Consider the following 17,692-nt stretch of genomic DNA (forward strand, 5'->3'; position numbering starts at 1 on the left):
GGCGCGGCCGCGCCCCCCCCCCCCCCCCCCGGGCCCCGGGCCCCCGGGGGGGGGGCGGCCGTGGCGCCCGGCGCGGCCGGCCCCGCCGGCCCCGCCCCCCCCCGCCCGTTCACCGGTCTGGACCGGAGCTGGCTCGTCGTGTGTGCGAGAGGTCAGCGATCATCTTCGGAGGCGGTGTTCGGAACGGACGTCAGCCGCTCCGTCTCGTCCTGTATCTCAGCGGCGATCTTCTTGAGTTCCGGCTCGAACTTGCGACCGTGGTGGGCGCAGAAGAGCAGTTCTCCGCCGCTGAGCAGCACGACGCGCAGGTATGCCTGGGCGCCGCAGCGGTCGCAGCGATCGGCGGCCGTCAGGTGGCTCGCGGGGGTCAGAACAGTAGTCACGTCGCCTCTTCTCTAGCTCGACGAGCTGTCGTACCAGGGTCAACATCCAACCAGCCCGAAAACGTTCCCGCTCGGGGCTTCTCCTCGAAAAAAATCTTTCGAGGTGGCCGTCTGCTGCCGGTTGGCGGCGAATGTGCCGTATTGCGTCGTCTTAGGTGCTTACGGGTTCGCGCGGTTCATCGGTCTCATCCTCCCGGCCGGGTTGCCGGTTGTTTGTGAGGACGTGCCCGGAGCCTAAATGGTTCATGCCTCGAAGGGAACGTGATATGTACTTCACTCCATCGAGGGATCGAACACGCATACGACCGTGGACTAGTGTGAGTTGAAGACGAGGGTGGCGTTACAACGGCTCTACCAGGCCTCGGTACCCTCTGAACGGCAACCGAAGCCGGCCCCTTACCCAAAAGGGGCTCCACTGAAATTCAGCGAGGAGCGAACCGCGTGACCGCCGACACGTCCGTGCCGTCCACAGCGCTGCTGGCAGGAGCAGACCGGGACGGCTCCAACTACACCGCGCGGCACCTGCTCGTCCTCGAGGGCCTCGAAGCAGTGCGCAAGCGCCCCGGTATGTACATCGGATCGACCGACAGTCGCGGTCTGATGCATTGCCTTTGGGAGATCATCGACAACGCCGTGGACGAGGCCCTGGGCGGCTACGGCGACCACATCGACGTCATCCTCCACGACGACGGCTCCGTCGAGGTCCGGGACAACGGTCGCGGCATCCCCGTGGACGTCGAGCCCAAGACCGGCCTGTCCGGCGTCGAGGTCGTGATGACCAAGCTGCACGCCGGCGGCAAGTTCGGCGGCGGCTCCTACGCGGCCTCCGGCGGTCTGCACGGCGTCGGCGCCTCGGTGGTCAACGCGCTCTCCGCGCGGCTCGACGTCGAGGTGGACCGCGGCGGCCATGTGCACGCGATCAGCTTCCGCCGCGGTGTCCCGGGCGTCTTCGCAGGTGACGGCCCGGACGCGAAGTTCGAGGCCAAGAGCGGGCTGCGCAAGACCAAGAAGATCCCCAGGACCCGCAGCGGCACGCGCGTGCGTTACTGGGCCGACCGCCAGATCTTCCTCAAGGACGCCAAGCTCACTCTGGAGACCCTCCACCAGCGGGCCCGCCAGACCGCGTTCCTGGTCCCCGGCCTGACGATCGTCGTCCGTGACGAGTACGGCCTCGGCCCGGACGGCAGCAAGGGCGAGGAGTCCTTCCGTTTCGACGGCGGCATCAGCGAGTTCTGTGAGTACCTGGCCACCGACAAGCCGGTCTGCGACGTCCTCCGGTTCTCCGGACAGGGCACCTTCAAGGAGACCGTCCCGGTCCTGGACGACCACGGCCAGATGACCCCCACCGAGGTCACCCGTGAACTCGGCGTCGACGTGGCGCTGCGCTGGGGCACCGGTTACGACGCGACCGTGAGGTCATTCGTCAACATCATCGCCACGCCCAAGGGCGGCACCCACGTGGCCGGCTTCGAGCAGGCCGTCCGCGAGACCCTCAACGAGGTGCTGCGCGCCAAGAAGCTGCTGCGCGTGGCCGAGGACGACATCCTCAAGGACGACGCCCTGGAGGGCCTCACCGCCGTCGTCACCGTCCGCCTCGCCGAGCCGCAGTTCGAGGGCCAGACCAAGGAGGTCCTCGGCACCTCGGCGGCCCGCCGGATCGTGAACAACGTGGTCACCAAGGAACTGAAGGCGTTCCTCACGTCCACCAAGCGGGACTCGGCGGCCCAGGCCCGCGTGGTCCTGGAGAAGGCGGTCGCAGCCGCGCGGACCCGCATCGCCGCCCGCCAGCACAAGGACGCGCAGCGCCGGAAGACGGCTCTGGAGTCCTCGTCCCTGCCGGCCAAGCTCGCCGACTGCCGCAGCGACGACGTCGAGCGCAGCGAGCTCTTCATCGTCGAGGGCGACTCCGCTCTCGGTACAGCGAAGCTGGCCCGGAACTCTGAGTTCCAGGCGCTGCTGCCGATCCGGGGCAAGATCCTCAACGTGCAGCGGTCCTCGGTGACGGACATGCTCAAGAACGCCGAGTGCGGTGCGATCATCCAGGTCATAGGGGCAGGCTCCGGCCGCACCTTCGACATCGACGCGGCCCGCTACGGCAAGATCATCATGATGACCGACGCCGATGTCGACGGCTCCCACATCCGCTGCCTGCTGCTGACGCTGTTCCAGCGCTACATGCGGCCCATGGTCGAGGCCGGCCGGGTCTTCGCGGCGGTGCCGCCGCTGCACCGCATCGAGATCGTCCAGCCCAAGAAGGGCCAGGACAAGTACGTGTACACGTACTCGGACCGCGAGCTGCGCGACAAGCTCATGGAGTTCCAGAGCAAGGGCATCCGGTACAAGGACTCCATCCAGCGCTACAAGGGTCTCGGCGAGATGGACGCCGACCAGCTGGCCGAGACGACCATGGACCCGCGCCACCGCACCCTGCGCCGGATCAACCTCTCCGACCTCGAAGCGGCGGAGCAGGTCTTCGACCTGCTGATGGGCAACGACGTGGCCCCCCGAAAGGAGTTCATCTCCGGCTCGGCGGCGACGCTGGACCGGTCGCGCATCGACGCGTAGCCGCTGCGCCGGGCTTGGCCGCCGGGGCGGTGAGGTGGGCGCAGGTGAAGGTGGGCGGCGGTGAGTTGAGCGGCGCCCGCCGCCCGTCGTCCACCGGTCGGCGCCTGTCTCTCGTCGCGCACCCGTCGTCGCCCACCCGTTGTCGGCCGCCCGCGGTCGCCTTCCCGACATGGCGCCCGCCGACCGCCGGGCGGCAGCGGTCCGCTCAGCCCCGCGCATGCTTCTCTCCACCCGGGGGTGGAGAGAAGCCGCTCGTCGGATTCCACCCGTGATCCACCCACGCTCCGATCTGCTGACCTGCGCATTTCCGTAGCGTCGGAGGTGTCGGCGGCTCCCGCTCCCGGCACCGCCCCTTCCCGCTCACGGAGGCTCTGATGGCCGGGCTCGTCAATGCGTTGCTGATCGTGGCAGTCGTCGTCGTGGTGATCGTGCGCCAGTTCCGCGCCCGCCCGGTCGACACCGGTCGGCGCTGGTGGCTGCTGCCTGTGATCCTCGCGGTCGTCGCGCTGCGCGAACCCGGCATACTCGATGCCCAGCACGGCACTGAATCCGCTTTGCTGCTCGGCGCCGAGATGCTGGTGGGACTCGGGACAGGCGCCGCCTGGGCCTGGACCACCCGGATGTGGACGGAGCCCGACGGGGTCGTCTGGACCAAGAGCACCAAGGCCAGCGCGGCCGTCTGGTTCGTCGGGATAGCCGTGCGCGTCGGTCTCGTCGCCCTCGGCGCCCTCGTCGGCGTTCATCAGGACAGCTCGGCCCTCATGCTCGGACTGGCGGTCACCCTGCTGGTTCGCGCCGGCATCCTCGTCTGGCGTGCGCAGTCGCTCCCCTCCGCGCCATCCGCGGGCGGCCCGACCCGGGCGTACGGTGACGGCATGGCCCGGGTCACCAGGAAGGAGGGCGTGTGACGGAGAACGTCTGGACACGCTGGCCCTCGCGTGAGGCACTGAGCCGCGCGGCGATCTCCCCGCCCCGACGCATGCTCGCCTGGGCCGTGCGACTGATGCTCCTGGCCCTGCTGCTGTGGGGCGCCTTCAGCCAGTCACACGTCCACGGCTGGAGCATGGCCGCGGCCGTGGCGGGTGTCGGCGTGACCGCCGTGGCCTCTTGGGGCTTCTACCGGACCACCTACGCCCACCGGCTAGTGCCGGCCCTGCTCCTCATCGGGGTCCTCCTGGCCGTCGCGGTCGCGGCGGAGGCCAACGGATTCCGGGGACCTGCCCTCGTGATCTGGTGCGGCTGCGGCATCTCCGCCCTGGAGCGGCTGCCGATCGCGGTCGCGGTGCCAGTCACGTCCGTGGCCCTCGCCTCGTACTCCGCGTTCAACAACGACGTGTGGCTGACCACCGCGGCCACCGTCGTCGGAATGGCACTCGCCGGGTACGTGATGAGACTCGATGCCGAGGCCCGGGGCCACGCTCAGCGGCTGCTGGCCCAGGAGCGCGCGGCGAGAGCGGCCGAGGCGGAGTCGGCGGCGCTGGCGGAGCGGGCCAGGATCGCGCGGGAGATCCACGACGTGCTGGCCCACAGCCTCTCGGCCCAGATGGTGCACCTGGAGGCGGCGCGGTTGCTGATCGAGCGCGGAGCCGACCGGGAGCAGATTCTCGAACGGGTGGTGGCTGCCCGGGGGATGGCCCGGGACGGACTCGCCGAGACCCGCCAGGCCCTGTCCGCCCTGCGCGGCGAGCTGACCCCGCTGGAGGAGTTCCTCACCGAGATCGTCGCTTCGACCGACGGCGCCGAGGTCACCGTCACGGGTGAACGCAAGGCCCTGCGCGCAGAAGCTTCGCAGACCGTACGACGCGTCGCCCAGGAGGCGCTGACGAACGTCCGCAAGCATGCCTATGGCGCCAAGGTCCAGGTACGGCTTGACTACCAGGAGCGCGAGGTGACCCTGAACGTGCGGGACTCGGGTGGTCGTCCCGGTGAACTCACCGACGTCGGCGGCGGATACGGTCTGCTGGGTATGCGGGAACGGGCCGAGTTGCTGGGCGGGTCGCTGGAGGCAGGGCGTGATGACGAGGGGTTCGAGGTGACGTTGAGGGTGCCCGTATGACGGAGACGGAGGGGGAGAAGAAGCCCGCGCGGGTGGTGGTCGCCGACGACCAGACAGTGGTCAGGGAAGGCATCGTGATGCTCCTCGGCCTGCTGCCCGGCGTGGAGGTCGTGGGAGCGGCGGGGGACGGGGAGGAGGCGGTGCGGCTGGTCGCCGAACTCGCCCCGGACGTGGTGCTGATGGACCTGCGGATGCCTCGTTGCGACGGTGTGGAGGCGACCCGGCGGATCAGGTCGGAGTACCCGGGGACACAGGTCGTGGTGCTCACCACGTTCGCGGACGACGAGTCGCTGTTTCCGGCGCTGAGAGCCGGTGCCCGTGGCTATCTCACCAAGGACGCGGGTGGCGACGAGATCGTGCGGGCGGTGCAGAGCGTGCTCTCGGGGGACGCGGGACTGTCGCCGAGCATCCAACGGCGTTTGCTGGAAAGGCTGTCGCAGCCCGAACCGGCGCCCGTGGCCACCGAAGCGCCCGACGGGCTGACCGTGCGGGAGACCGAGGTCCTGGTGCTGATCGCCGAGGGGCTCACCAACCAGGAGATCGCCCGTCGGCTGCATGTCTCCACCGCGACCGTGAAGACACACATCAACAACCTGTTCTCCAAGACGGGGCTCAAGGACCGCGCCCAGGCGGTTCGTTACGCCTATGGGAAGGGACTGGTACGGCCACCAGCGGATTGAGTCACCTAATGGGGTGAAGAGCCGCGAGAAGAAGTGTCGGGGATCTTCCCGATCTGTCCATCCTTGGGCATGCAGTCAAGCAACGATCGTCACCGCGACGGCGGGGGCGGTCCCGAGAGTTCGGCCGAGACGCACGAGAACCAGGGCGAGTACGGCACGGCCTCCCGAGAAGTCAGGTACGAGGACCCCTGGTACGACGCACTGGCCTCCGGCTGGGGCGATCTGGACGGTACCGGGGTGCCGGCTCCCGCCGTACCGGCCGCGCGAACGGAGTGGGAGGGGGCGGCCGTTCGCGCCCGTGACGTGTATCTGGAGGTGCAGCGCAGCGCGGCCTTCCAGGAGGTGCGCAGCCGCTACCGGAGGTTCGTGGTGCCGGGAGTCGCCGTCTTCCTCACCTGGTACGTGGGGTACGTGGTGACCGCGACGACCGCGCCGGGGCTGATGGCCAGGCCCGTCGCGGGGGCGGTGAACGTGGCGATGGTCGTGGGCCTCGGACAGTTCCTCACGACGTTCCTGCTCACCTGGGCCTACGCCCGGCACGCGCGGTTGCGCAGGGACCGTGCGGCGCTGGAGCTCCGCTGGGACACGCAGGAGCTGACCCGGGGCGCTCGGGGTGGTGAGTCATGACGGGGCACCATCAGACGCTGGCGTTGCTGCTGTTCAGCGCGTTCGTCGCGGTGACGCTCGGGATCACGACGTGGGTGAGCCGGCGACGGCATGGTTCGGCGGAGGAGTTCTACGTCGGCGGGCGGCTCTTCTCCCCGATGGAGAATGGTTTTGCCATCGCGGGCGACTACATGTCGGCGGCCTCCTTTCTGGGTGTGACCGGGCTCATCGCGCTCTTCGGCTACGACGGGCTGCTGTATGTGGTGGGCTTCCTGGTCGCCTGGCTGGTCGTGCTGTTCCTGGTGGCCGAACTGGTCCGCAACTGCGGGCGGTTCACGCTCGCCGATGTGATCGCGGCGCGGATGCGGGAGCGGCCGGTGCGGATCGCGGCGGGAACTTCCTCGATCACCGTGTCCGTTCTCTATTTGGTGGCGCAAATGGTCGGGGCGGGCAGCCTGGTGGCGCTGCTGCTGGGGCGGACGAGCCAGGCCGCGCAGGCGTGGACGGTCATCGGGGTCGGTGCGCTGATGGTGATCTATGTGTCGTTGGGAGGGATGCGGGCGACCACCTGGATCCAGATCGTGAAGGCGGTCCTGCTGCTCAGCGGGACGGTGGTGCTGACCGTTCTGGTGCTGTTGCGGTTCCACGGCGACATCGACCGCCTGCTGCTCACGGCAGCCGACCGCAGCGGACACGGGCAGGCGTTCCTGGCGCCGGGCCTCAAGTACGGCGGCAGCTGGAGCGCGCGACTGGACTTCATCAGCCTCGGGCTGGCGCTGGTGCTGGGCACGGCGGGGCTGCCGCACATCCTGTCCCGTTTCTACACGGTGCCCACGGCGCGGGCGGCACGGCGTTCGGCGGTCTGGTCGATCGGGCTGATCGGCGGCTTCTACCTGATGACGATCGTGCTCGGCTTCGGCGCGGCGGCCCTCGTCGGACCGGACGCGGTGCGCGCGTCGAACGCATCGGGGAACACGGCCGTTCCGCTGCTGGCGCTCGATCTGGGCGGTGGCGCGGGCTCCACAGGCGGAACGGTTCTGTTCGCGGTGGTCGCGGCCGTCGCCTTCGCGACGATCCTCGCGGTGGTCGCCGGGATCACCCTCGCCTCCTCGGCCTCCGTCGCCCATGACCTGTACGCCTCTCTGCGCAGGCCGCACGCCAAGCAGCGCAGCGAGGTGGCGGTGGCGCGCACGGCCGCGGTCGGCATCGGGGTGGTGGCGATCGCCCTCGGTCTGCTGGCCCGCGACATGAACGTCGCCTTCCTGGTGGGGCTGGCCTTCGCGGTGGCCGCCTCCGCGAACCTGCCCGCACTGCTGTACTCGCTGTTCTGGCGGGATTTCACGACCCGCGGCGCGGTATGGGCCGTATACGGCGGGCTGGTTCCGGCCCTGGCACTGGTCGTGCTGTCGCCGGTGGTGTCGGGAAGCCCGGGCGCGCTGTTCCCGGGCGTGGACTTCCAGTACTTCCCGTTGCAGAACCCGGGGATCGTCTCCATCCCGCTCGGTTTCGTCGCCGGCTGGCTGGGCACCGTCACCTCGGATGAGGTCCCGGACGAGGCCAGGCACGCGGAGACCGAGGTGCGGTCGCTGACCGGGGCGGGGGGCCGTCTGACCCGTGGGTGGAGCCGCTACGGCGCCACCCAGGCGTACCGGTGCTCCGGGCGGCCCGTGTCGCCGTACTTCAGGGAGAGGTGAAGTCGGCCCGCCTGTTCCAGATGGCGGAGGTAGCGCTGGGCGGTGGAGCGGCTGAGGCCGGTCTCGGCGGCGACCTCGTGGGCGGAGAGCGGGTGGTCGGCGCGGTGCAGGACGCCGCAGATGAGGTCGGTGGTGGGTTCGGAGTGGCCGCTGGGGAGCCCGGGCGCGGACGGGGCCGGTGAGGTGCGCAGCGCGCCGAAGATCCGGTCGACCTGCTCCTGCCCGGTCAGACCCCGGCCGCCGACCCGGTCGACGGTGCGGCGCAGGGCCGCGTAGGAGTCGAGGCGGGTGCGCAGGGCGGCGAAGGTGAACGGCTTGACCAGGTAGTGCAGGGCGCCCAGGCGCATCGCCTTCTGAACGGTGGTCACGTCGCTGGCGGCCGTGATCATGATGACGTCGGTGCCATGGCCCTGTTCCCGCATCCGGTGGACGAGTTCGAGGCCGGTCTGGTCCGGCAGGTAGTGGTCCAGCAGGACCAGGTCGATGGTGCCGCGTTCCACGGCGGCCAGGGCCTGGGCGGCACTGTGCGCGCGGGCGGCTACCCGGAAGCCGGGAACCTTTCCCACGTACTTGGCGTTTATCTCGGCGACTCGGAAGTCGTCATCGACCACCAGGACGTCAATCATCAGGCCTCTCCTTCAAGGCCGGCGAGCGTTAAGCCCGTGTTTCGGCTCCGCAGTTGTAGCGCGAGCAAAAAGAGCACAACAGATGCTTGCGAGCAAAAGAACGGCTTGCGCCCAGAAGACTGCTGCCGTGGTCCGGGTCACACCTACCGTCCCGGCCCATGAGCGCAGACACCAGCCCCGCCATCGAGCTGCGGGGCGCTAGCAAGATCTTCAAGACTCCGTCGGGGGGTCTGCACACGGCTGTCCGCGACCTCGACCTCACCGTGGGGCGTGGTGAGTTCGTGGCCGTCGTAGGGCCGACGGGTTGCGGTAAGTCCACCACGCTGACCCTGGTCAGCGGGCTGGAGGAGCCCAGTGAGGGCGAGGTGCTGGTGGCCGGTGAGCCGGTCGTCGGCGTCGGCGACAAGGTCGGCTTCGTCTTCCAGCAGGACGCCACCTTCCCCTGGCGGACGGTGCTGTCCAACGTGATGGCCGGGCCCCGCTTCCGGGGCGTGCCCAAGGCGGAGGCCAAGGAGAAGGCCCGCGCCTGGCTGGCCAAGGTCGGTCTCGCCGCCTTCGAGGACCGTTATCCGCATCAGCTCTCCGGCGGGCAGCGCAAGCGCGTGGCGCTCGCCGCGACCTTCGTCAACGACCCCGAGATCCTGCTCATGGACGAGCCGTTCTCCGCGCTCGACGTGCAGACCCGGGCCCTGATGTCGGACGAGCTGCTTGAGCTGTGGGAGGGCACGGGCGCCTCGGTCGTCTTCGTCACCCACGACCTGGAGGAGTCCATCGCGCTGGCCGACAAGGTCGTCGTCATGACCGCCGGGCCCGCGACCGTGAAGCAGGTCTTCGACATCGACCTGCCCCGCCCCCGCAAGGTCGAGTCGGTGCGTCTGGAGCCGCGGTTCATCGAGATCTACCGCGAGATCTGGGAGTCCCTCGGCGAAGAGGTCCGCATCACCCGCGAGAGGGGTGCCGCCAATGTCGCCTGAGACGCTCAGCACACCGGTCGTCGACACGGTCAAGGCCGGCCCGGACCGCGCCCGGTCGCGGGCCCAGGCCGCTCGCAGACGCAAGGTGATCGTGCTCGCCGTACGGGTACTCCTTCTGGTGGCCGTCCTCGGCCTGTGGGAGGCCCTGTCCCGGGCCAAGGTCATCGATCCGTTCAACTTCTCGATGCCGTCGAAGATCTGGGACCAGATCTGGACCTGGATGATGCACGGGACCGCCCAGGGTTCCCTCGGCGAGCAGATCTGGTACACGCTCTACGAGGCGCTGCTCGGCTGGGTCATCGGTGTCATCGCCGGTGTGGTCTTCGGTATCGCTCTCGGGCGGATCGCCTTCCTCGCCGACGTCCTCGGGCCCTACATCAAGGTGCTCAACTCGATCCCCAGGATCGTGCTCGCCCCGATCTTCGTGATCTGGTTCGGGCTCGGCGCGTCCTCCAAGGTCGCCTCGGCCGTCGTGCTGGTCTTCTTCCCGGTGTTCTTCAACGCCTTCCAGGGCGCCCGCGAGGTCGACCGCAACCTCGTCGCCAACGCCCGGATCCTCGGCGCGAGCAACCGCAGGGTGACCCTCCAGGTCGTCATCCCGTCCGCCACCTCGTGGATCTTCACCAGTCTCCACGTCAGCTTCGGCTTCGCCCTCATCGGCGCCATCGTCGGCGAGTACATCGGCGCCACCAAGGGCATCGGCCTGCTCGTCGCGCAGTCGCAGGGCACCTTCAACGCGGCCGGTGTCTACGCCGCGATGGTCATCCTCGCCGTCGTCGCGCTCGCCGCCGAAGGGCTGCTCACCTTCGCCGAGCGCCGCATCTTCCGCTGGAAGCCGTCGGACTCCGACAGCTGACCACCCCTTTCTCCTCCACCCCGCACCGCCCTCTCACAAGGACGTGAACCGTCATGCGCAAGTCCGCCAGATACACCACCCTGGCCGCCGCCGGGCTGCTCGCCCTCTCCTCCCTCACCGCGTGCGCCAACGACGCGGCGAGCACGGCCTCCACCGGCTCCGGCAAGGGTACGAAGGTCAAGATCATGGTCGGCGGCCTGGACAAGGTCATCTACATGCCGGCGATGCTCACCCAGCGGCTCGGCTACTTCGACGCCGAGGGCCTCGACGTGGAGCTGCTGAGCGAACCGGCCGGTGTCCAGGCCGAGACGGCGCTCGTCTCCGGTCAGGTCCAGGGGGCCGTCGGCTTCTACGACCACACGCTGGACCTGCAGACCAAGGGCAAGTCAGTGGAGTCCGTCGTGCAGTTCTCGCGCGCGCCCGGCGAGGTGGAGGTCGTCTCCACCAAGGCGTCCGGAGACATCACCTCGCCCAAGGACTTCAAGGGCAAGAAGCTCGGCGTCACCGGCCTCGGCTCCTCCACCGACTTCCTCACCAAATACCTCGCTGTCAAGAACGGCGTGAAGGTCAGCGATTTCACGCCGGTCGCCGTCGGCGCGGGCCCGACCTTCATCTCGGCGCTCCAGCAGGGCTCCATCGACGGCGGTATGACGACCGACCCGACCGTCGCGACGATCCTGGACAAGAAGGCGGGCAAGATCCTCCTGGACATGCGGACCCCGGAGGGATCCCAGGAGGCGCTCGGCGGGCCGTACCCCTCGTCAAGCCTGTACATGCAGACGGACTGGGTCAACGGGCACAAGGACACCGTCCAGAAAATGGTCAATGCATTCGTCAAGACGCTCAAGTGGATGTCCACCCACAGCGCCTCCGAGATCGCGGCCAAGATGCCCGCCGACTACTCACAGGGCGACAAGACCCTCTACACGGAAGCCATCAAGAGCACGCTGCCGATGTTCACCGACGACGGTGTGATGCCCGAGAACGGTCCCGAGACCGTTGAGAAGGTGCTCAAGGCGTTCAACCCGAACATCCAGAACGCCGATGTCGACCTCGCCAAGACGTACACGACCGAGTTCGTCGAGGCCGCCAAGTAACGACACGGGCCTCGGTTCGCTCAGCCGCTCAGCCGCGGGTCGCCCACACGTAACGGTGTTCGGGGCGGCCCGCGTCGCCGTATTTGAGGGTCAGCCGGGCCCGTCCCGTGCGCTCCAGGAGCTTCAGATAGCGCTGGGCGGTCTGGCGGCTCACCCCGGTCCGCTCGGCGATCTCCTGGGCCGACAGCGGGCCCTCGGCGTTCATCAGGGACTGGCGCACCAGCTCGGCCGTGGTGGGGGAGTGCCCTTTGGGCAGGTCCGGCTCGGACGTCGTGGACAGGGCGCCGAAGATACGGTCCACCTCTGCCTGTTCGGCCTCGCCGCCGCCGTCCAGGGTGCGCCGCAGCTCGGCGTACGCCTCCAGCTTGGCGCGCAGTCCCGTGAACGCGAACGGTTTGACCAGGTACTGCAGGGCGCCGTGCCGCATCGCCGCCTGCACGGTCGACACGTCCCGGGCCGCCGTCACCATGATCACGTCGGTCTGGTGGCCGCGCCGGCGCATCTCCTGGACCACCGCGAGGCCCGTGTCGTCGGGCAGGTAGTGGTCCATGAGGACCAGGTCGAGACGGGGCAGCGTCTCCAGCTGGCGCAGCGCCTCCGCCGCGTTGTGGGCCTCGCCGGCCACGTGGAAGCCCGGCACCTTCTCGACGTAGGCGGCGTTGACCCGGGCGACCCGGGTGTCGTCGTCCACGACCAGGACCTCGATCATCGCGTCTCCTCGTCGGCCGGGACGAGCGCCGGTTCCGACTCCTGCTCGGTCAGTGCCTCGGGGAGCGCGACCGTGAACTGCGCGCCCCCGCCGTCCGCCTCTCCCACGGCCGCGGTGCCGCCCTGCCGTTCGGCGAGCCGGCGCACCAGCGAGAGCCCGATGCCGCGTTTGCCGTGCGCGGGCGGCTTCTTGGTGGACCACCCCTCGGTGAAGACCAGCTCCCGCTGCTCCGCGGGGATCCCGGGCCCGGTGTCGCGCACCCTGAGAACGACCGCGCGGCCCTCGGCGCGCAACTCGACCTCCACGCGCGCGTGCGGAGTGCCGGCGACCGCGTCCAGCGCGTTGTCCACGAGATTGCCCACGACCGTGACCAGGCCCCTGGGGTCGATCAGCCGGTCCGGGAGCCAGGTGCGGTCCGACACCCACAGGGCGACCCCGCGCTCGGCCGCGACGGTGGCCTTGCCGACCAGGAGAGCGGCCAGCAGCGGGTCCTGGATCTTCTCGGTGACCTGCTCGGCGGTGACCCGGTGGTCACCCACCACCTCTCCGACGAAGTCCACGGCGTCGTCGTACATCTCCAGTTCCAGCAGCCCGAGCAGGGTGTGCATACGGTTGGCGTGCTCGTGGTCCTGGGCGCGCAGGGCGTCGATCAGCCCGCGCGTGGAGTCGAGTTCGCGGCCGAGTTGCTCCAGCTCGGTGCGGTCGCGCAGGGTGGCGACGGCGCCTCCGTCGTCGGTGGGCATGCGGTTGGCGACCAGGACCCGCTGGCCGCGCACGGTGAGCAGATCGGTGCCGGTCACCCGGCCGGCCAGGACATCGGTCGTACGGCCTTCGCCGAGCGCCTCGTCAGGAGACCGGCCGACGGCCTCGTCGCCGATGCCGAGCAGCCGTCTCGCCTCGTCGTTCAGCAGGCGGATGCGGCCGCTGCGGTCGAGGGCGACGACGCCCTCCCGGATGCCGTGCAGCATCGCCTCGCGCTCCGCGAGCAGCGCCGAGATGTCGGAGAAGGCCAGATCGCGGGTCTGCCGCTGGACCCGCCGGGAGATCAGCCAGGCGGCCAGCGCACCGACCGCCAGAGCGCTGCCGGCGTAGGCGAACAGCCCGGGGATCGCGCTGAGCAGGCGCGCCCGCACGCTGTCGTACGCGATACCGACCGAGACCGCACCGATGATCCGGTGTTTCGCGTCGTACAACGGCACCTTCCCGCGCGCGGAGCGGCCCAGGGTGCCGTTGTCGATCTGCATGACGTCCTCGCCGGCCAGCGCCTCCCTCGGGCTGGTCGAGACATGGCGGCCGATCTCCGAGAGCGTGGTGTGCGACCAGCGGAACCCCCGCCGGTCCATCACCACGATGTACTCGGCGTGGGTGGCCTTCCGGATCCGCTCCGCCTCCCGTTGCACCGGGCCGGTCGTGCTCGGCCGGGTGGTGAGGACACCCTCGGCGATCTCCGGGTCCTGGGCCGTGGTCTGCGCGATCGCCAGCGCCCGGCGCATCGCCTCCTGGTCCAGCTGTTTGCTCAGCGGTGCCAGGAAGAGCCCGGTCGCCAGCACCGCGACCCCCGCGGCGATCACCACCTGCATGAGCAGGACCTGCGAGAACGCCCGTCGGGGCAGGCCGAGGCGCAGGCGGCGCACGGGGGGAGTGGGGCTCATACCCACGACGGTACGTGGGCGTGCGGGCCCGGCCGTAGGGGTGTGGCGTGGATCTCTTGACTATTTCTTGGGGAAATCCGTCTTCGGAGTCGCGTCAGCTCACGCTTCGCGGTCGCGTCAGCTCGCCAGAGCCGTCGTCGTCCGCAGTTCCCGCAGCGACACCACGTCCATCCGGGCCGGCGACCCCAGTACCGACACTCCGCAGCTCTCCGCGCGGGGCGGCAGGGAGGTGCCCTGGGCCACGCCGACCCGCCAGCGCCGGCCGTCGGCGTGGGCGACGGTGACGTCCCAGTGCGGGGCCGCGCCCTCGGTCAGTACGACGCTCAGCACGCCCGCCGTGTACTCGCCCGCAGCCTCGCGCACGGCCAGCTCGGCCGCCTGGCCGGGCCGTTCCCAGGCGGAGCACCCACGGCACCCGTCCAGCACCACACGGCCCTCCTGGGCGCCGTGCAGGACCTCCTTGACGGCATGGGCCTCGGCGCGGCCGTACGCGTAGCCGTACGGCAGGACGAGCACCGTCGGCGAGAAGCGATGACCACCCAGATGGGTGACCTCCCAGATGCCGTTCACACCGGACGCGGCCAGCTCCGCGGCGAGCGGGCGGCCCAGCAGGGCGCAGCAGCGGTCGCGTTTGCCGTTGGTGCAGACGAGCGCGAGGGGGTTGCCCCCGTGCGGCCGGCCGCCGAGCGCCGTACCGAAGGAACGGTGGTCGCCCGCGCCGAGCGCGGCGAAGTCGAGGCCGAGCAGCCGCCCGGGGTCGCGGGTGGCGGCGCTGTGCAGCCAGACGTTCCCGGGGACCGTGTGGGCGGCGTACACCTGGCGCATGGCGGGGGTGCCCGGATCGGCGTGCCTGCCGGCGCGGCGGATGAGCGCGATCCGCACGCCGGTTCCCTTGGCGGCAGCCTCCAGAGCGCGGCCCAGCGCGGGGTCCAGATGGCTCGAAGTGAGCGCCTTGGCACCCCACGGGCCGGACTGTTCCAGCAGCAGCCACGTCGTCGCGGTGGCGGCGGTGCCGGAAACGGGCTCGTCAAGCATCCGGGAGACGGTTGCGCACCTACTCACGGAGGTGAGCCTAACCTGACTTTGCCCGGAGTGACTTCCGGCCCCGGCGCGTTCGCCTCTCCGGCGGGCTGCCGGGGTGGACTACTCCGGCAGGGGCTGCGGCGGCTTCGGACCGATGTAGTGACCGCTGGGTCGCATCCGCAGCGGGCGCTCCCCGTACTCCTCCAGGGCGTGCGCGATCCATCCCGCCGTCCGGGCGACCGCGAAGATCGTCTCGCCCGCGGTGGCGGGCATGCCGCAGGAGGCCGTGAACACGGCCAGCGCCAGGTCGACGTTGGCGTGCAGCGGAGCGTGCCGGGCGGTCGTGGCGACGATGTCCCGTGCCGCGAGCAGGGCGGGCTCCGCGCGGGGGACCTCCTCCAGGAGGCCGAACAGGACACGCGCGCGTGGGTCCTCGCCCTGGTAGAGCCGGTGGCCGAGTCCGGGGATACGGCGGCCCGCGCGGAGTTCGTCCGCGATCACCGGGACGGCGGTGCCCTGGTCGAGGACGTCGAGCAGCATCCGGTGGGCGAGGCCGCTGGAGGCGCCGTGCAGGGGGCCTTCGAGGACGCCGAGCCCGGCCGACACGGCCGCGTACGCGTGGGCGCGTGCGGAGGCGGCGAGCCGGACCGCCAGCGTGGAGGCGGCCAGGTCGTGGTCGACGAGCAGGGCGAGCGCCGTGTCCAGTACGCGCAGCGCCGCGTCGCTGGGGTCGATGCCGGTCAGCCGGCGCCACAACCGGTGAGCCAGCGGGCCGTCGTCGTGCCGGCGCTCGCGCTGTACCGGCAGCGCCGCGACCAGCGTGGGGATCAGCACGCGCGCGGTGCCGAGGACGGCGTCCTCGGACAGGTCGAAGCGCAGGGGGTCCTCGGCGGCCGAGGCGATCGTGGCGACCCGCAACCTGTCGGTGGGGGAGGTGTGCTCCGGCAACGCGTCGACGGCCCGACGGGCGACGGCGACGGTGGCCTCCGGGGCGGTGAGGGCCACACCCGGGGTCATCCGGCCCGTCCACAGCCACTCGGCCACCTCCTCGTAGGAGTGGCGCGCGGCGAGTTCGGTCGCGTCGACACCCCGGAAGAAGTAGCGGTCCTTCTCGATCAGGGTGATCCGGGTGCGCACCGAGAGATCCCCGCCGGAGCCCGAAGTCCCCACGGCCTCACGCCTGTTGCGCCGTGCGAGCGCCTCCACCTCGCCGGCGTCGAAGGTGCTGGCGCGGCCACCGGGCTCGCGCCTGCTGCTGAGCTGACCGCGGCTCACATAGGCGTACACGGTCTCGGGCTTCACCCCGAGCAGTTCGGCGGTCTCCTTGGTGCTCAGCCGCCGCGCGGGACTGCCGGGAGAGGGTTGTTGATCGCGCATGGCGCCACCGTAGTCGTGTCAGGGGTGCATTGATTGGATCAATATTGACAGAAGAATAGTCAAGCATGGACAGTCGAATCAAGTTCAGGGAGAAAACGGAGGCACGTCATGACCGTCAACAGGAGCGCGTCGGCCCTTGTCGAGGTGCCGCGTGGGCTCGCCGGTGTCGTCGTCACGGACACCGAGGTGGGGGACGTCCGGGGGATCGAGGGCTTCTACCACTATCGGCAGTACTCGGCCGTCGAACTCGCGCGCACCCGGGGCTTCGAGGACGTCTGGCACCTCTTGGTCCACGGCGAACTGCCCGACGCGGAGCGAGCCGCCGCGTTCGCCGCCGAGACCGCCGCACTCCGACACCTGCCCGACGGGGTCCGGGCGGCCCTGCCCGCAGTGGCCGCGGCGAGCGGCCGGTCCGGACCGCTGGCCGGGATGCGCACCGCGCTCTCGCTGCTCGGCGCGGCGCGGGGATTCCGGCCGGTGTACGACATCGACGCGGACCAGCGCCGCGCCGACACGGTCGCCGCCTGTGCGGCCGTACCGACGCTGCTCACCGCGCTGTACCGGCTCGGGCAGGGGCTCGACCCGGTGGAGCCGCGCGCGGACCTGTCGTACGCGGCCAACTACCTGTACATGTTGACGGGTTCGGAACCGGATCCCCGGCAGGCGCGTGCGGTCGAGCAATACTTGATCTCAACTATTGATCATGGATTCAATGCATCAACATTCACCGCCCGCGTCATCGCGTCGACCGGCGCGGACGTCGCTGCCTGCCTCGTGGGAGCGGTCGGTGCGCTGTCCGGGCCGCTGCACGGGGGCGCGCCCAGCCGGGCGCTGGACACCCTGGACGCGATCGGCACGCCGGACCGGATCGACCCGTGGACCCGCGAACGGGTCCTGGCGGGTGACCGCGTGATGGGCTTCGGACATGCGATCTACCGTACGGAGGACCCGCGTTCCCGCATGCTGCGCGAGATCGCGCAGGACTTCGGCGGCTTGCGGGTCGAGTTCGCCGTCGAGGTCGAACGCCATGTGGAGCGCATCCTCGCCGAACTGAAGCCCGGCCGCGAACTGCACACCAACGTCGAGTTCTACGCGGGCGTGGTCATGGAACTCTGCGGCCTGCCCCGGGAGATGTTCACCCCGACGTTCGCGGCGGCCCGTGCGGTCGGCTGGAGCGCCAACATCCTGGAACAGGCCGCGGACTCGAAGATCATCCGGCCGGTGGCACGGTATGTGGGACCGGAGCCGAGGGTGGCGGCCGCGGCTCGGTAGGCCTCTGCGGCGATCGTCACGAACCGTCGTTCCCCGGTCGGCACGCCGGGGCGACGGGCGCGGTTCTCGGCGGCAGGTCGTTTCCTATCCTGGACCGGCCCACACCCCCGTCCGCACGAAAG

General features: G+C 70.2%; 15 protein-coding genes and 1 pseudogene. 10 read left to right on the forward strand and 6 right to left on the reverse strand.

Features of this window, described 5'->3' with window-relative positions; translation table 11 throughout:
• Window positions 1-152: 152 nt before the first annotated feature.
• Complete coding sequence (locus tag AB0D59_RS42545) at window positions 153-383, reverse strand: hypothetical protein (protein ID WP_362576649.1); 231 nt, start codon at window positions 381-383, stop codon at window positions 153-155.
• Between the two features lie 441 nt (window positions 384-824).
• Between AB0D59_RS42545 and AB0D59_RS42550 the strand changes: the two genes are divergently transcribed.
• From AB0D59_RS42550 to AB0D59_RS42575, 6 genes and pseudogenes are all read left to right on the forward strand, one after another.
• Window positions 825-2,948 (forward strand): DNA topoisomerase IV subunit B, encoded by a 2,124-nt coding sequence (locus tag AB0D59_RS42550; RefSeq protein ID WP_362576650.1) that lies wholly within the window; start codon window positions 825-827, stop codon window positions 2,946-2,948.
• Window positions 2,949-3,322: 374 nt separating this feature from the next.
• Window positions 3,323-3,856 carry a DUF1453 domain-containing protein gene (locus tag AB0D59_RS42555; RefSeq protein WP_362576651.1) on the forward strand — a complete coding sequence of 178 codons (534 nt, stop codon included), beginning with the start codon at window positions 3,323-3,325 and terminating at the stop codon, window positions 3,854-3,856.
• On the forward strand, window positions 3,853-5,004 hold the full coding sequence (locus tag AB0D59_RS42560) for a histidine kinase (RefSeq protein WP_362576652.1): 1,152 nt from the start codon (window positions 3,853-3,855) through the stop codon (window positions 5,002-5,004). Before AB0D59_RS42555 ends, AB0D59_RS42560 begins: the two co-directional genes overlap by 4 nt.
• Window positions 5,001-5,684: a response regulator transcription factor gene (locus AB0D59_RS42565; protein ID WP_362576653.1), complete on the forward strand. Its 684-nt coding sequence runs from the start codon at window positions 5,001-5,003 to the stop codon at window positions 5,682-5,684. The genes AB0D59_RS42560 and AB0D59_RS42565 overlap by 4 nt, the downstream gene beginning before the upstream one ends.
• Before the next feature lie 69 nt (window positions 5,685-5,753).
• On the forward strand, window positions 5,754-6,311 hold the full coding sequence (locus AB0D59_RS42570; protein WP_362576654.1) for a DUF485 domain-containing protein: 558 nt from the start codon (window positions 5,754-5,756) through the stop codon (window positions 6,309-6,311).
• Window positions 6,308-7,891, forward strand: a pseudogene (locus AB0D59_RS42575) (cation acetate symporter); the annotation flags it as partial. The gene AB0D59_RS42570 and the pseudogene AB0D59_RS42575, both read left to right, overlap by 4 nt.
• A 26-nt stretch (window positions 7,892-7,917) precedes the next feature.
• Here AB0D59_RS42575 and AB0D59_RS42580 read toward each other — a convergent pair.
• Window positions 7,918-8,610 carry a response regulator gene (locus tag AB0D59_RS42580; RefSeq protein ID WP_362576655.1) on the reverse strand — a complete coding sequence of 231 codons (693 nt, stop codon included), beginning with the start codon at window positions 8,608-8,610 and terminating at the stop codon, window positions 7,918-7,920.
• A 158-nt stretch (window positions 8,611-8,768) separates the two neighbouring features.
• On the opposite strand from AB0D59_RS42580, the gene AB0D59_RS42585 reads away from it, so the two are divergent.
• Genes AB0D59_RS42585 through AB0D59_RS42595 form a run of 3 tightly spaced genes read left to right on the forward strand, consistent with a single transcriptional unit; the run spans window position 8,769 to window position 11,537 of the window.
• On the forward strand, window positions 8,769-9,584 hold the full coding sequence (locus AB0D59_RS42585; RefSeq protein WP_362576656.1) for an ABC transporter ATP-binding protein: 816 nt from the start codon (window positions 8,769-8,771) through the stop codon (window positions 9,582-9,584).
• Window positions 9,574-10,440: an ABC transporter permease gene (locus AB0D59_RS42590; protein ID WP_362576657.1), complete on the forward strand. Its 867-nt coding sequence runs from the start codon at window positions 9,574-9,576 to the stop codon at window positions 10,438-10,440. Before AB0D59_RS42585 ends, AB0D59_RS42590 begins: the two co-directional genes overlap by 11 nt.
• 53 nt (window positions 10,441-10,493) lie before the next feature.
• On the forward strand, window positions 10,494-11,537 hold the full coding sequence (locus tag AB0D59_RS42595; RefSeq protein ID WP_362576658.1) for an ABC transporter substrate-binding protein: 1,044 nt from the start codon (window positions 10,494-10,496) through the stop codon (window positions 11,535-11,537).
• 28 nt (window positions 11,538-11,565) lie between these two features.
• On the opposite strand, the gene AB0D59_RS42600 is transcribed toward AB0D59_RS42595, so the two are convergent.
• The 4 genes from AB0D59_RS42600 to AB0D59_RS42615 all read right to left on the reverse strand — a co-directional run bounded on the left by AB0D59_RS42600 (window position 11,566) and on the right by AB0D59_RS42615 (window position 16,298).
• Window positions 11,566-12,246, reverse strand: a complete 681-nt coding sequence (locus AB0D59_RS42600) for a response regulator (RefSeq protein ID WP_362576659.1) — start codon at window positions 12,244-12,246, stop codon at window positions 11,566-11,568.
• Window positions 12,243-13,898: a sensor histidine kinase gene (locus AB0D59_RS42605; protein ID WP_362576660.1), complete on the reverse strand. Its 1,656-nt coding sequence runs from the start codon at window positions 13,896-13,898 to the stop codon at window positions 12,243-12,245. The genes AB0D59_RS42600 and AB0D59_RS42605 overlap by 4 nt, the downstream gene beginning before the upstream one ends.
• A gap of 117 nt (window positions 13,899-14,015) precedes the next feature.
• Window positions 14,016-14,960: a sucrase ferredoxin gene (locus AB0D59_RS42610; RefSeq protein WP_362576661.1), complete on the reverse strand. Its 945-nt coding sequence runs from the start codon at window positions 14,958-14,960 to the stop codon at window positions 14,016-14,018.
• 81 nt (window positions 14,961-15,041) lie between these two features.
• Window positions 15,042-16,298 carry a citrate synthase gene (locus tag AB0D59_RS42615; RefSeq protein WP_362576662.1) on the reverse strand — a complete coding sequence of 419 codons (1,257 nt, stop codon included), beginning with the start codon at window positions 16,296-16,298 and terminating at the stop codon, window positions 15,042-15,044.
• A gap of 108 nt (window positions 16,299-16,406) precedes the next feature.
• Here AB0D59_RS42615 and AB0D59_RS42620 point away from each other — a divergent pair, with 108 nt between their 5' ends.
• Window positions 16,407-17,570 carry a citrate synthase/methylcitrate synthase gene (locus AB0D59_RS42620; protein WP_362576663.1) on the forward strand — a complete coding sequence of 388 codons (1,164 nt, stop codon included), beginning with the start codon at window positions 16,407-16,409 and terminating at the stop codon, window positions 17,568-17,570.
• The last annotated feature ends 122 nt before the right edge of the window (window positions 17,571-17,692 follow it).

This window comes from Streptomyces sp. NPDC048417, assembly GCF_040651615.1.
Classification (GTDB): Bacteria; Actinomycetota; Actinomycetes; order Streptomycetales; family Streptomycetaceae; genus Streptomyces.

Bases quoted from the DNA above. Each gene is read 5' to 3' on its own strand.
- AB0D59_RS42555 (WP_362576651.1), top strand. From the start codon at position 3,323: ATGGCCGGGCTCGTCAATGCGTTGCTGATCGTGGCAGTCGTCGTCGTG.
- AB0D59_RS42565 (WP_362576653.1), top strand. From the start codon at position 5,001: ATGACGGAGACGGAGGGGGAGAAGAAGCCCGCGCGGGTGGTGGTCGCC.
- AB0D59_RS42570 (WP_362576654.1), top strand. From the start codon at position 5,754: ATGCAGTCAAGCAACGATCGTCACCGCGACGGCGGGGGCGGTCCCGAG.
- AB0D59_RS42580 (WP_362576655.1), bottom strand. From the start codon at position 8,610: ATGATTGACGTCCTGGTGGTCGATGACGACTTCCGAGTCGCCGAGATA.
- AB0D59_RS42585 (WP_362576656.1), top strand. From the start codon at position 8,769: ATGAGCGCAGACACCAGCCCCGCCATCGAGCTGCGGGGCGCTAGCAAG.
- AB0D59_RS42590 (WP_362576657.1), top strand. From the start codon at position 9,574: ATGTCGCCTGAGACGCTCAGCACACCGGTCGTCGACACGGTCAAGGCC.
- AB0D59_RS42595 (WP_362576658.1), top strand. From the start codon at position 10,494: ATGCGCAAGTCCGCCAGATACACCACCCTGGCCGCCGCCGGGCTGCTC.
- AB0D59_RS42600 (WP_362576659.1), bottom strand. From the start codon at position 12,246: ATGATCGAGGTCCTGGTCGTGGACGACGACACCCGGGTCGCCCGGGTC.
- AB0D59_RS42605 (WP_362576660.1), bottom strand. From the start codon at position 13,898: ATGAGCCCCACTCCCCCCGTGCGCCGCCTGCGCCTCGGCCTGCCCCGA.
- AB0D59_RS42615 (WP_362576662.1), bottom strand. From the start codon at position 16,298: ATGCGCGATCAACAACCCTCTCCCGGCAGTCCCGCGCGGCGGCTGAGC.
- AB0D59_RS42620 (WP_362576663.1), top strand. From the start codon at position 16,407: ATGACCGTCAACAGGAGCGCGTCGGCCCTTGTCGAGGTGCCGCGTGGG.